Here is a 13,001-nt window from a genome sequence, read left to right as displayed (position 1 = left end):
CTGCATTTCAACTGTGGGAGCGAGCCTGCTCGCGAAGAGGCCCGAACAAACGACACAAAAAGCCCGCCCGATCGATAAAGGATCTGGCGGACCTGTCAGTTTGGCTCAGGTATTAACTCAACACTTCACTCGCTACCTGATCAATCGCCCCCTTGGTGATATCGACAATCAGATCCGCCTCCGCTTCGGTGAGGATCAGCGGCGGAGCGAAACCGAGTATGTCGCCATGGGGCATCGCCCGGGCAATCATGCCGCGCTCAAGGCACGCTGCCGAAACTTTCGGCCCAACCTTCAATGCCGCATCGAACGGGGTGCGTTGCTCGCGATCAGCCATGAACTCGACCGCTGCCAGCATGCCGTCACCGCGCACTTCGCCCACCAACGGATGCCCTTCGAGGGTTTCGCGCAGTCGACGATTGAGATAGCTGCCGACCTTCTCGGCATTCTCGGTCAGGTTTTCCCGCTCAAGGATATCGAGGTTGGCCAACGCAGCCGCCGCGCAGATCGGATGACCCGAATAAGTCCAGCCGTGGCCCATCGCCCCTTGGGATTGGGAGGCTTTTTCGATCACGTCCCAGACTTTTTCGCCGACGATCACCGCCGACAACGGTGCATAGGCACTGGTCAGGCCTTTGGCTGTGGTGATCAGGTCCGGACGCATGCCGTAGCGCTGACTGCCCATCTTCGAACCCAGCCGACCGAAGGCGCAGACCACTTCATCGGCGATCAGAAGCACGTCGTATTTGTTCAGGACTGCCTGGATCGCCGCCCAATAACCGGCCGGAGGTACGATGATGCCGCCGGTGCCCATCAACGGCTCGCCAATGAACGCGGCAACAGTGTCCGGGCCTTCGGCAACGATCATTTTTTCCAGTTCGTCGGCGCAGTAGCGCACGAACGCCGTTTCATCCATGCCGGTCGGCGCCTTCCGATACCAGTGTGGGCACACGGTGTGCTTGATGCCTTCGGCCGGCAGGTCGAAATGCTGGTGAAAGCTCGGCAGACCGGTCAGGCTGCCGGTCATGATGCCCGAGCCGTGATAACCGCGGTCGCGGGAGATGATTTTCTTCTTTTGCGGCCGCCCCAGCACGTTGTTGTAGTAACGCACCAGTTTGATCTGGGTTTCGTTGGCATCGGAACCGGACAGGCCGTAATAGACCTTTTTCATGCCATCAGGAGCCCAGTCCATGATGCGACTCGACAGTTCGATGATGGCTTCGCTCGAGTGGCCCATATAGGTGTGGTAGTAAGCCAGCTCCTTGGCCTGCTTGTAGATCGCGTCGGCGACTTCGGTACGCCCGTAGCCGATGTTGACGCAATACAGCCCGGCGAAAGCGTCGATCAACTCGCGCCCCTCATGATCGCGAATGCGGATACCCGAGGCACCCTTGATGATGCGTCCCTTGAGCGCCCCGCTGGCGTGATCGTGGGCGTGGGTCGAAGGGTGCATGAAATGCGCGCGGTCTTGTTCGAACAGCGTATCGAATTCTTGGTTCATGGCATGTCTCCTGAGAACTGGCCTTAGAACTGGCCTTGATGGTGCAGGCAAAAGTATTTGGTTTCGACAAAGGCTTCGAAGCCTTCGGAGCCGCCCTCGCGACCCAGCCCCGAGGCTTTCATGCCACCGAACGGGATCGGATGGCCGGTGAACTTCACGCCGTTGACCGCGACCATCGCGTGATCGAGACGACGAATCAGTGGATAAATCAGGTCCAGGCGATTGGAACAAATGTAGGCGGCCAAGCCGTATTCGGTGTCATTGGCCATCTCGACGGCTTGATCAAGGGTGTCGAATGGCATCACCCCGGCAATCGGCGCGAAGTTTTCTTCGCGGTAGATGCGCATTTGAGGTGTGACATCGGCCAGCACTGTCGGTTGATAGAACAAGCCGCCCAAGGCATGAGCCTCGCCGCCGACCAATCGTTGGGCGCCTTGTTGCAGGGCATCGGCCACACGCTCGGCAGTGACATCGAATGCCGCCTGGTGCATCAGCGGCCCGATGTCGACGTTTTGTTCCTGCTCGTTCACCAGCGCCGGTCCGACGCGCAACTCACGCACTGCCGCAGCAAAGCGCTTGAGAAACTGCGGATAGATCGAGCGTTCGACCATGATCCGATTGGCCGCACAGCAATCCTGGCCGGAGGTCTGGAACTTGGCCTGCACTGCAACTTTCACCGCCAGCGAAAGATCGGCGTCGGCGCAAACGATAAACGGCGCGTTACCGCCGAGTTCAAGCGAAACCTTTTTCACATCCTGGGCCGCCGCTTGCAGGACCAGCTTACCGACGCGGGTCGAACCGGTGAAACTGACCGAACGTACGCGGCTGTCCTGTGCCAGGGTTTGCATGGCCATTTGCGGATTGCCCAACACCACGTTGAATACACCGGCTGGAAAGCCCGCCTCCTCCGCCAGTTGCGCCAGGGCGAACGCCGAGTAAGGCGTTTCGTGCGCCGGTTTGATGACAACCGTGCAACCAGCGGCCAATGCCGCGGCCGCCTTGCGGGTGATCATCGCCGACGGAAAATTCCATGGTGTCAACAGCGCGCAGACGCCAACCGGTTCCTTGAGCGTGCCCAGGTGCGCGCCCGGAATATGGCTGGGAATGTTCTGCCCGTACAGGCGGCGTGCCTCTTCGGCGAACCAGGGAATGAAACTCGCCGCGTAAGCAATTTCGCCCCGGGATTCGGTCAGCGGCTTGCCTTGTTCCAGGCTGAGAATCCGTGCCAGGTCTTCCTGGTGCTCGAGAATCAATTCCGCCCAGCGCCGCAGAATCTCTGCGCGGGCATCCAGGCTTTGTTCGCGCCAATCGGCAAACGCGCGGTGCGCGGCGTCGACGGCAGCGACGATTTGCGGCTGGTCGAGCATCGGTACATGGCCGATCAACTTGCGGTCGGCCGGGTTATGTACGGCGACGCTGTGTCCACTGTCGCTGTGAACCCAATGGCCATCGACGTAACAAAGGGCCTTGAACAGCAGTGGATGTTTGTAAGTCATGGCGTTCACTCCAATCCGTTTGCGTGAATCCATGCTAGGGCAGCAAGGCCCGGGGGATTTGAGGTTTTGCCGGGGTTCAATGGGTGGTTCTTTCTGATTGAACAGGGGCAATCAACGTATTTTTGCGGTAGGTGTCAGGACTCTTGCGCCAGTTCGGCCGGCAAGGCACCGGCGGTCTTGATGGTTTTGGTGACGATGTAGGTGAAGTAGCGTTCGATGCCCAGGTCGTCGAGCAATAACTGGTCGATAAAGCGCTGGTAATGGTCGATATCCGGTGACTGGATCATTGCCATGTAATCGACACCACCACCGGTGGCATAACAGAACGCTACTTCGACGGCCTCGTTCATGCGTTGTTCGAAACGCCGCATATCCTGTGCGGTATGCCGGGCCAGGGTGATTTCCACCAGCACCTGCTGACTCTTGAACACGGTGCTCCAGTCGATCTGCGCCCTGTAGCCCTTGATCAAGCCCAGGGTTTCGAGTTTGCGTACCCGTTCCCACGCCGGCGTTACCGACAGGTTGATGGCCTCGGCCAGGCTCGACTTGGTGATACGCCCGTCTTCGGAGAGGATCCGCAGGATTTTCAGGTCATAGCGATCAAGTTTATGCATGGGCCAGGGATCTCCAGTGATCAGAAACCATGTGGGAGAGACCTGTGGGAGCGAGCTTGCTCGCGAAGGCGGCGCATCAGTCGACATTACGGGTGTATGTCAGTCCGCAATCGCGAGCAGGCTCGCTCCCACAAGGGTTGTGATCAAACACTCAGGTCAGGACATCGGCGATGACTGCAAGGGTATCGCCACACTGCACCAAACCGGGAAAATGCCGTGCCGCCAACAAGCCACCGCGCGCCGCGCGATATTCCACCGGAGCCACGCCGCTGCGGGTGGAGTCGTAAACGCGGGCGATGACTTCGCCCTTGCTCACGGTGTCACCCAGATCACGGCACATTTCCAGCAAACCATCGTGCTCACTGGCGATGAAGCAATCGCCATCGGGCATGTCGAGCATGATTGATTCTGATGTCTGCACCTCGCCCTCAAGAATCCCGGCATGCACCAGCAAATTGCGCACTCCGCGCTCGGCAATCGCCACGCTGTGCGCACTCGACGACCCGCCACCGCCCAATTCAGTGGTGACGAACACCTTGCCCTGGCGCTCGGCGGCGGTGTCGTACATCGCTCCGGCATCCAGCTCCAGCATGCGCATGCTGTACGGCGCATTGAACGCGCGCATGCCGGCCTCGCATTGCGCTTGCTGGTTTTTATCCGGCAGCACGTGGCAGGCGGCGAAAGGCAGGAAGTCCAGGGTGCGGCCACCGGAATGGATGTCCAGCACGATATCCGCCAGCGGCAACAACGTTCGGGTGAAGTAATCGGCGATCTTCTCGGTCACCGTGCCGTCCGGTTTGCCGGGAAAGCTGCGATTGAGGTTGCCCTTGTCGATCGGTGAGGTGCGGCGCCCCGCATGGAACGCCGGAGTGTTCATGAACGGCACGATAATCACCCGACCAGTGACCTGCGCGGCCGTCAGGCCATGGGCCAGTTTGCTCAACGCCACCGGCCCTTCGTACTCGTCACCATGGTTACCGCCGGTCAGGAGCGCGGTCGGTCCTTGACCGCGCTGAACCACCGTGACCGGAATCATCACCGCCCCCCAGGCCGAATCGTCCCGGGAGTACGGCAATTTGAGAAACCCGTGCTGCACGCCTTCACGGGTGAAATCCACCGTGGCGCTGATCGGGTTGTCAGGCAATTCGTTCATGGCTCAATCCTTCACGAACAGTTGGCGTGGCACGTTGCACAGGGTTTCGACGCCGGTTTCGGTGATCAGAATGCTTTCGGTGATCTCCAGCCCCCAATCATCCATCCACAGGCCCGGCATGAAGTGGAAGGTCATGCCAGGCTGCAACACGCTGGTGTCGCCGGGACGCAGGCTCATGGTGCGCTCGCCCCAATCCGGTGGATAACTGATCCCGATCGGATAGCCGCAACGGCTGTCCTTGTGGATACCGAATTTCTCCAGCACCTTGAAAAACGCCACGGCGATGTCACCGGTGGTATTGCCCGGTCTGGCTGCGTCGAGCCCGGCGGCGATGCCTTCGACCACAGCTTTTTCGCCGTCGAGAAAATGCTGCGGCGGTTTGCCCAGGTACACCGTGCGCGAGAGCGGGCAGTGATAACGCTTGTAGCACCCAGCGATTTCAAAGAAGGTGCCGGCGCCCTTCTGGAACGGCGAATCGTCCCAGGTCAAGTGCGGTGCGCTGGCATCGGCCCCCGTTGGCAGTAACGGCACAATGGCCGGGTAATCGCCGCCATGACCGTCAGCACCGAGAATGCCACTGCTGTAGATTTCCGCCACCAGCTCATTTTTGCGCATGCCCGGTTCGATCCGTTCGAGGATTCGCCCATGCATGTTTTCGACGATGCGCGCGGCGATGCGCATGTAGGCGATTTCTTGAGGGGACTTGACCGCCCGCTGCCAGTTCACCAGCCCGACCGCGTCGATCAGTTTGGCCTTGGGCAGGTTTTTCTGCAGTGACAGGTAGGCTGCGGCGCTGAAGTAATAGTTGTCCATTTCCACGCCGAGGGTCAGTGCACCCCAGCCGCGGGCCGTGATGACCTCCCGCGACAGGTAGTCCATCGGGTGACGTTCCCGGGACTGCACGTAGATGTCCGGGTAACCGACGATATTTTCCTGCTGCATGAATACCGTGCGTTTGGCGCCGTTGGCATCCTGCCCGCGACCGAACCACACCGGCTCGCCGTCAAGGGCAAGCAGCACGCATTGGTGGACGTAGAACGACCAACCGTCATAGCCGGTCAGCCACGCCATATTCGAGGGGTCGGTGACCAGCAACAACTCGATGCCCTGCGCCTGCATGGCCACTCGCACCTTTGCCAGACGCTGAGCGTATTCCTCCCGTTCGAACGGAAGATTGACGACTATCTGAGACATGCATCTGCCCTCTTAGAGATCAAGCGTGATAAATGACGCACGGATGAAAAAACTGTTTAACTCGCGAACTGCAATCCCTTGCCCGCCGAACGCGCGCGCTCGAACGCCAGGTTGGCCATGGCCGTATCCTGGGCGCCGGTGCCGGTGAGGTCGCACAGGGTGACTTGCGCAGGGTCGCTGCGACCGGGACGCCGGCCCGCCAGTACCTGACCCAGCTCTGCGAAGTTCGATTCGTCGGTGATGGCTCCTGCCACGAGGGCATGGTGCAGTTCACCGAGAATGCGGGTCTGGCTCAGTCGATCGGCCACGTAGCGATCGACTTGCGCCAGGACCTGGGGGGAGATTTCATTCTTGTGTTCTGCGTCCGACCCCATGGCGGTAATGTGCAAACCGGGATGCAAGTGACGTACATCTATGAGCGGCTCGCGACTTGGAGTGCATGTGATCGCGATGTCCACATCGGCCATGGCCTCGTCGATGCTCGCGCAAGGCATCACCGCCAGACCGGTGTCGCGGGCCAGTTCGATACAGAACGCTTCAGCCTTGGCACCGTCACGCGCCCAGACACGAACTTGGGTAATCGGTCGCACCAGTCGCAACGCCTGAAGTTGCAATGCCGCTTGTTCCCCGGCACCGATCAGCGCCACGCTGCGGCTGTCGACCCGCGATAGCGCACGCGCCGCCACCGCTCCCGCCGCCGCGGTGCGAACGGCAGTCAGGTAGCCATTGTCCAGCAGCAAGGCATCCAGCAGTCCGGTGCGTGCCGAGAGCAGCATCATCATGCCGTTGAGGCTCGGCAGCCCGAGTTTCGGATTGTCGAAAAAACCCGGGCTGACCTTGATCGCAAAACGCTCCAGACCTGGTAGATATGCGGTTTTCACGTCCACTTCGCCGTTGTGCTCGGGGATGTCCAGACGCAGGATCGGCGGCATCGCCACCGCAGCCGTGTTCAGCAGCACAAAGGCCTGTTCGATGGCTTCGATACTCGGCAGATCCAGCGTCACGCAAGCGCGCAGATCCGTTTCGCTCAATAGGGTGACTTCACTCATCAACGCGGCACTCCGTTCAGTCGTTATTGTTGGTTTCACGCATCCGCGCCGGCGAGGACGCGCAAGTGCTGATCGATATCGACGTTGCGCCCGCTGACCACCACCACAATCGGTCCGCGCGGCTCGATCAGGCCATCGAGCAACGCGGCAATCCCGACCGCCGCCGCGCCCTCCAGCACCAACCGCTCTTCGCGGTAGGCGTGGCGCAGGGCGTCGGCGATTGAGGTTTCGCTGAGCAGGTGCAATTGATCGCAAAGGTCACGGGTCATGTGGAAGGTGTAATGGTTATCCAGGCCAATCCCGCCACCGAGGGAATCGGCCAGGGTCGGCAATTCTTCGACTTCCAGCGGGTGCCCAGCCGCCAGGCTGGCGTGCATTGCCGCGCCACGCTGCATGCTGATGCCGTGGGTGACAATCTGCGGGTTGGCCCGTTTGATCGCCAACGCTACGCCAGCAAACAGACCGCCACCGGACAACGGCACCAGTACTTGGGCGACGTCCGGTTGCTGTTCAAGGATTTCCAGGCCGAGGGTGCCCTGACCGGCGATGATTGCCGGGTGATCGAACGGCGGTAGCAGCGTTGCGCCTTGCTCACGGGCAATCCGCTCGGCTTCGCGCTGGGCGTCATCCTGGGATTGACCGACGATGCACACTTGGGCACCGAGATCGCGAATGGCCTGGACCTTGTTGGCCGGCACCCGGTGCGACAGGCATATGGTCGCTTTCACGCCTTGCCGTGATGCGGCGTACGCCAAGGCACGGCCGTGGTTGCCGGTCGACGCCGCCACCACGCCACGCGCCTTCTCTTCGACACCGAGTTGCGCCACCGCATTGCTCGCGCCGCGCAATTTGAAACTGCCGGTGATTTGTTGGGATTCGAGCTTGAGATAAACCGCCACTCCCACTCGCTGGGACAGACTGGGCGAATATTCCATGGGAGTGCGCCGCACCAGCGACTCAATGCGTTGGCGGGCCAGATAGATATCGTTTAGTTGCAGCGCTGACATGACCGCATCCCACTGAAGTGTTGGGCGCAGTCTAAGAGAGCTCGATTGTCGCGATGAATGTACTAGGGCAATTTAGTCGACAAACTTTTGGGGGCGCTTTCCCTGGTCAGAAATCATGGATTTGCGGGTACTGGCCGAAGATCTCGCGCATGCCCATTAACGCTTCACGCATCTCCTGATCGCTGCATTCAGCGCCGACACACACACGGACCGCCCGGGGCCGAGGTGTACCGCGTACCGTAAACGGGTCGGGTGAAGTGACTGCAATATGTTTGTGGCGCAGCGCCCGCACCAGGCTGTCGAGCTCCCAATGCGGCGGTATCCCGATCCAGGCATTCAATGCATGAGGATGCTGGCCAAGCAGGTATTCGCCCAGGTATTCGCTGACCATCGCCTGGCGTCCACCCAATAGCTTGCGTTGCAAGCCCACCAGCGTGTCGGCGCGACCATCGCGTATCCAGCGAGCTGCAATTTCCGACACCATCGGCGTGGCCATCCAGCTGTTGACCCGCAATATGCTTTCAGTGCGCAAGGCCAGCCGCTTGGGCATCACCAGATAACCGATGCGCAGGCCGGTCAGCACCGATTTGGTCATGCTGGTGCAATAGAACGACAGCTCCGGCAGGTAGTGACTGATCGGCGGGGCACGACGCTCATCCAGCAGCGGGCCGTATACGTCGTCCTCGATGATATGCACACCGAAACGCCGGGCAATGTCGGCAATTTCGCGCCGGCGGCTGTCCGGCATCAGGCTGGTGGTCGGATTGTTCAGGTTCGGCGTACAGACCAGTGCAGTGATGCGTTCATTGCTGCACATGTCTTCGAAATGTTCCGGATCAATACCATGACGATCCATCTCCAGGCCTTTGAGCGTGAAGCCCAGTACCTGGGAATTACCAATGACACCGTGATCGGTGACCCCTTCACACAGCACCACATCGTCGGGGCCGGCCAGCGAAGCCAGCGCAAGGAAAATGCCATGGGCCGCGCCATTGGTGATCAGGATGTCATCACGCTCGACCTTCAGGCCCTGGCGCCCGATCCAGTGCATCGCCGCCTCACGGTGTGATTCGAAACCGGCGATCGGGCGAAAGGCGTGAATCCACGGTTGATCCTCTTCGGTACTCAACTCGCGGCAGGTCTCGCGCCAAAACTGGTCATGCTCGCGGGTGTGCATGATCCGGGTGATGGAGAAATCCACCAGTGCCCGCTCGGGGCTGTCGAGAATGTAGGTAGCGACGCGATCGCTCATGCGTCGCGACACGAAGCTGCCACGCCCCACTTCGCAACGCACCAGGCCCTGACGCTCCAGCTCCTTATAGGCATTGGTCACCGTCTGCACGCTGATGCCCATGGCGTCGGCAACATTGCGTTGCGGTGGCAGACGCTGATCGTTGGCCAGGACACCCTGCTCGATATCGTCGGCAATCGCCTGTACCAGAATCTTGTATTTGGACTCGCCGCTACGGGCGATTTCCAGTGCTGCTTTCCACTTGTCCATCGGCGCTAAACCCGCGTGCATGCCAGTGCCGACAGCATCCCGCGAGAATCCGTGCAAAGCAATTGTCCTAGTGCAATGCAATGTTGCACAGGGCTTTTGTATGCTCGGTCCAAGGTCGATGCACAGGCTACTTGTCCAGCCTCCAACAACAACCAATCGATCTGTACCGGAACTGTGCCCCCAAGCTTCGGCTCAACAGGAAACGGCTCTCGTACGCTTTGCTCTTGTCACACTGCCTCCTACCACAGAGCCGTCCAACGACGGGTCCACAAGAAACAGGAGATTTTATCGATGAGCAATTCCTTTCCCGGCACTCCCCATGTTTTACGCCGCCTGTTCGTGGCTTGCGCGATGCTGGGCCTGGCCGCCAGTGCCCACGCCGCCACTACGCTGGAAACCATCAAACAGAAAAGCAGCATCCGTATCGGCTATGCCAACGAAACCCCGTTCGCTTTTACCGAAACCGATGGTCGCGTGACCGGTGAATCGCCGGAAATCGCAAAAGCTATCTTCGCCAAAATGGGTATCAAGGAAGTCGACGGCGTTCTGACCGAATGGGGCTCGTTGATCCCGGGTCTGCGTGCCGGTCGTTTCGACGTGATTGCCGCAGGCATGTACATCACCCCGGAACGCTGCAAACAGGTGTTGTTCACGGATCCGCAGTACCAGTTACCGGATGCATTGCTGACCGCCAAGGGCAACCCGAAGAACCTGCACAGTTATGAAGACATCGCCAAAAACCCGGATGTGAAGCTGGCGATCATGGCCGGCACGGTCAACCTGAAATATGCACGGGATTCCGGTGTGAAGGATGCACAAATCCTCCAGGTGCCGGACACCACCGCTCAATTGCAAGCCGTGCGCGCCGGCCGCGCCGATGCGGCGGTGGGCACTCAACTGACCATGAAAGGCCTGGCCGCCAAGGGTGGCGACAAGGTCCAGGCGGTTGTCGAGTTCAAGGACGACCCGTCGCACACCGGTTACGGCGCCCTCGCCTTCCGCCCGGAAGACAAGGACCTGCGTGACGCGGTGAACGCCGAACTGAAAAAGTGGCTGGGCTCTGAAGAACACCTGAAAACGGTCGCACCGTTCGGCTTCGACAAATCCAACGTGACAAGCAAAACGGCTGCCGAGCTCTGCGCTCAATAGTCGAAACAGGCATGGCGCCACGGTGCGATGCCTATTTCCCTGCTTAATCCGGATGGCCAGGTGTGAACCATGGGTGAATTACTTCCGTTATTGATACAAGGCGCCTGGGTAACCCTCCAGGTGACGTTCTTCGGCTCGATACTGGCGATTGTCGCGGCGATTCTCGCAGCGCTCGGGCGCATGTCGCCATGGCGTCCCCTGAGCTGGTTTTCCATTGCCTACATCGAGGTGTTCCGCGGCACGTCGCTGCTGGTGCAGTTGTTCTGGCTGTTTTTCGTGTTGCCGTTGCCGCCGTTCAACCTGGAACTGAGTCCGTACAGCGTGGCCATTGTCGGTCTCGGCCTGCACATCGGCGCGTACGGCGCCGAAGTGATGCGCGGCGCGATCAGCTCGGTGGCAAAGGGGCAGTACGAGGCGGCGACCGCATTGAACTTCAGTGGCTACAAGCGCTTTCGCCGAATCATTCTGCCCCAGGCGTTGTTGGCGGCGATTCCACCGGGCACCAACCTGTTGATCGAATTGTTGAAGAACACCTCGCTGGTGTCGCTGATCACCTTGTCCGATCTCAGCTTTCGGGCTCGGCAACTGGATCAGGCGACGTTCCAGACCCTGGAAATCTTCAGTCTGGCGCTGGTGATGTATTTCGTCCTTGCCCAGGCGATCAATATCGGGATGCGAGGCATTGAGCGGCGCCTGGCGCGCGGTCGGATGCGTGGAGGATTGTCATGACCCTGTTCGACTGGACCTATGCCTGGCAGATCCTTCCCGATTTGCTGCGCGCATCGCTCAATACCGTGGGGATTACCCTGATCGGCTTCCTGATCGCCATTGTGCTCGGGCTGTTCCTGGCCATTGGCCGACGCAGCCGCACGTTGTGGCTGTCATGGCCAACCGCCGGGGTGATCGAGTTCATTCGCAGCACGCCGCTGCTGATCCAGGTGTATTTCCTCTATTACGTGCTGCCCAATTACGGTGTGAGCATGACCGCCATGCAGGTGGGCATCATCGGCATCGGTGTGCATTACGCCTGCTACATCGCCGAGGTTTATCGAGGAGGCCTCGACGCCGTACCCCGGGCGCAATGGGAGGCCGTTACGGCACTCAACATCGCACCGTACAACGCCTACCGCAACATCATCCTGCCCCAGGCCCTGCGCCCCATCCTGCCGCCGCTGGGCAACTATCTGGTGGCGATGCTCAAGGACACGCCGGTGCTGTCGGCCATCACCGTGGTGGAAATCATGCAACAGGCCAAGAACATCGGCTCCGAAAACTTCCGTTACCTGGAGCCCATCACCATGGTCGGTCTGTTTTTCCTCGCCCTGAGCATCGCCTTGGCTTATCTGGTACGGCGCCTTGAACTGCGCCTGGAGCTACGCAAATGACCTCTCCACTCTCGACATCCAACGACCTTTCCCGGCACGGCAACCTGACACCGCTGCATCCGCAGGAGGCCACGGCCACGGCCATGCAGACACCCAACCCGGTCAAGCCGATTGTCAGCTTTCAGGACGTCACCAAGAGCTACGGCAATTTCACGGTACTCGACCATTTGAATCTGGATGTCACGCCAGGCGAAAAGGTCGCGATCATCGGCCCCAGCGGTTCGGGGAAATCCACGTTATTGCGGGTGTTGATGACTCTCGAAGGTATCGATGACGGCTTGATCCGCATCGATGATGACCTGCTGACACACATGCCCAATCGCAACGGCGTGCTGGTACCGGCCAATGACCGGCACATCCGTCGCGTGCGCGGCAAGATCGGCATGGTGTTTCAAAGCTTCAACCTGTTCCCGCACATGACGGCGCTGCAAAACGTCATCGAAGCACCGGTGCAGGTGCTGGGCATGAAGCCCGCCGAAGCGCGCGAACGAGCGGCCGATCTGCTGGAGATGGTGGGGCTGGGCAGCAAACTGGGGCACTACCCTTCACAGTTATCCGGGGGGCAGCAACAACGGGTGGCGATTGCAAGAGCATTGGCCATGCGCCCCAAAGTCATGCTGTTCGATGAAGTGACCTCGGCACTTGACCCGGAATTGTGCGGCGAAGTACTCAACGTCATCCGCAGACTCGGTGCCGAACACAACCTGACCATGTTGATGGTGACGCACCAGATGGGGTTCGCCCGGGAGTTCGCCGATCGGGTGTGCTTCTTTTACAAAGGACAGATCCATGAACAGGGCACACCTGCACAAATCTTCGAACACCCTCAACAGGAGCGTACCTGCGCGTTTCTCAGCGCAGTGAAAGAGGCTAACTGAAAAGGCGAAAACCAGATACCAATGTGGGAGCGAGCCGGCTCGCGAAAGCGGTGCGTCAGACAACATTCATGTCGACT

12 protein-coding genes are annotated in these 13,001 nt (G+C 59.9%); 4 read left to right on the top strand and 8 right to left on the bottom strand.

Annotated features, from left to right (window positions below):
* Positions 1-112: 112 nt before the first annotated feature.
* The 8 genes from ACW9HW_RS24965 to ehuR form a co-directional block, all read right to left on the bottom strand.
* Positions 113-1,498: an aminotransferase gene (locus tag ACW9HW_RS24965; RefSeq protein WP_457402026.1), complete on the bottom strand. Its 1,386-nt coding sequence runs from the start codon at positions 1,496-1,498 to the stop codon at positions 113-115.
* Positions 1,499-1,521: 23 nt separating this feature from the next.
* The gene (locus tag ACW9HW_RS24960; RefSeq protein WP_457402024.1) at positions 1,522-2,994 is read right to left on the bottom strand and encodes an NAD-dependent succinate-semialdehyde dehydrogenase; all 1,473 of its coding nucleotides are present in this window, start codon (positions 2,992-2,994) and stop codon (positions 1,522-1,524) included.
* 134 nt (positions 2,995-3,128) lie between these two features.
* Positions 3,129-3,608, bottom strand: a complete 480-nt coding sequence (locus tag ACW9HW_RS24955) for an Lrp/AsnC family transcriptional regulator (RefSeq protein ID WP_095192969.1) — start codon at positions 3,606-3,608, stop codon at positions 3,129-3,131.
* A gap of 151 nt (positions 3,609-3,759) precedes the next feature.
* Complete coding sequence (doeB, locus tag ACW9HW_RS24950; RefSeq protein WP_457402023.1) at positions 3,760-4,761, bottom strand: N(2)-acetyl-L-2,4-diaminobutanoate deacetylase DoeB; 1,002 nt, start codon at positions 4,759-4,761, stop codon at positions 3,760-3,762.
* 3 nt (positions 4,762-4,764) lie between these two features.
* Complete coding sequence (gene doeA, locus ACW9HW_RS24945) at positions 4,765-5,955, bottom strand: ectoine hydrolase DoeA (protein ID WP_095192967.1); 1,191 nt, start codon at positions 5,953-5,955, stop codon at positions 4,765-4,767.
* Between the two features lie 56 nt (positions 5,956-6,011).
* The gene (eutC, locus tag ACW9HW_RS24940; RefSeq protein WP_095192966.1) at positions 6,012-7,004 is read right to left on the bottom strand and encodes an ectoine utilization protein EutC; all 993 of its coding nucleotides are present in this window, start codon (positions 7,002-7,004) and stop codon (positions 6,012-6,014) included.
* A 35-nt stretch (positions 7,005-7,039) separates the two neighbouring features.
* Positions 7,040-8,011: a hydroxyectoine utilization dehydratase EutB gene (eutB, locus tag ACW9HW_RS24935; RefSeq protein ID WP_095192965.1), complete on the bottom strand. Its 972-nt coding sequence runs from the start codon at positions 8,009-8,011 to the stop codon at positions 7,040-7,042.
* A gap of 106 nt (positions 8,012-8,117) precedes the next feature.
* Entirely contained in the window at positions 8,118-9,512 is a 1,395-nt protein-coding gene (gene ehuR, locus ACW9HW_RS24930; protein ID WP_095192964.1) for a MocR-like ectoine utilization transcription factor EhuR, read from the bottom strand.
* A 291-nt stretch (positions 9,513-9,803) separates the two neighbouring features.
* Here ehuR and ehuB point away from each other — a divergent pair, with 291 nt between their 5' ends.
* From ehuB to ehuA, 4 genes are all read left to right on the top strand, one after another.
* Entirely contained in the window at positions 9,804-10,661 is an 858-nt protein-coding gene (gene ehuB, locus ACW9HW_RS24925; protein ID WP_095192963.1) for an ectoine/hydroxyectoine ABC transporter substrate-binding protein EhuB, read from the top strand.
* Positions 10,662-10,730: 69 nt separating this feature from the next.
* The gene (ehuC, locus tag ACW9HW_RS24920) at positions 10,731-11,390 is read left to right on the top strand and encodes an ectoine/hydroxyectoine ABC transporter permease subunit EhuC (protein WP_095192962.1); all 660 of its coding nucleotides are present in this window, start codon (positions 10,731-10,733) and stop codon (positions 11,388-11,390) included.
* Positions 11,387-12,046, top strand: coding sequence for an ectoine/hydroxyectoine ABC transporter permease subunit EhuD (gene ehuD, locus ACW9HW_RS24915; protein WP_095192961.1), 660 nt, complete (start codon positions 11,387-11,389; stop codon positions 12,044-12,046). The genes ehuC and ehuD overlap by 4 nt, the downstream gene beginning before the upstream one ends.
* A gap of 83 nt (positions 12,047-12,129) precedes the next feature.
* Entirely contained in the window at positions 12,130-12,924 is a 795-nt protein-coding gene (ehuA, locus tag ACW9HW_RS24910) for an ectoine/hydroxyectoine ABC transporter ATP-binding protein EhuA (protein WP_095193284.1), read from the top strand.
* Positions 12,925-13,001 lie beyond the last annotated feature (77 nt).

The organism is Pseudomonas sp. SDO5532_S415, from assembly GCF_054071155.1.
This window is presented reverse-complemented; position numbering and strand designations above follow the sequence as displayed.

Bases quoted from the DNA above. Each gene is read 5' to 3' on its own strand.
- ACW9HW_RS24965 (WP_457402026.1), bottom strand. From the start codon at position 1,498: ATGAACCAAGAATTCGATACGCTGTTCGAACAAGACCGCGCGCATTTC.
- ACW9HW_RS24960 (WP_457402024.1), bottom strand. From the start codon at position 2,994: ATGACTTACAAACATCCACTGCTGTTCAAGGCCCTTTGTTACGTCGAT.
- ACW9HW_RS24955 (WP_095192969.1), bottom strand. From the start codon at position 3,608: ATGCATAAACTTGATCGCTATGACCTGAAAATCCTGCGGATCCTCTCC.
- doeB (WP_457402023.1), bottom strand. From the start codon at position 4,761: ATGAACGAATTGCCTGACAACCCGATCAGCGCCACGGTGGATTTCACC.
- doeA (WP_095192967.1), bottom strand. From the start codon at position 5,955: ATGTCTCAGATAGTCGTCAATCTTCCGTTCGAACGGGAGGAATACGCT.
- eutC (WP_095192966.1), bottom strand. From the start codon at position 7,004: ATGAGTGAAGTCACCCTATTGAGCGAAACGGATCTGCGCGCTTGCGTG.
- eutB (WP_095192965.1), bottom strand. From the start codon at position 8,011: ATGTCAGCGCTGCAACTAAACGATATCTATCTGGCCCGCCAACGCATT.
- ehuR (WP_095192964.1), bottom strand. From the start codon at position 9,512: ATGGACAAGTGGAAAGCAGCACTGGAAATCGCCCGTAGCGGCGAGTCC.
- ehuB (WP_095192963.1), top strand. From the start codon at position 9,804: ATGAGCAATTCCTTTCCCGGCACTCCCCATGTTTTACGCCGCCTGTTC.
- ehuC (WP_095192962.1), top strand. From the start codon at position 10,731: ATGGGTGAATTACTTCCGTTATTGATACAAGGCGCCTGGGTAACCCTC.
- ehuD (WP_095192961.1), top strand. From the start codon at position 11,387: ATGACCCTGTTCGACTGGACCTATGCCTGGCAGATCCTTCCCGATTTG.
- ehuA (WP_095193284.1), top strand. From the start codon at position 12,130: ATGCAGACACCCAACCCGGTCAAGCCGATTGTCAGCTTTCAGGACGTC.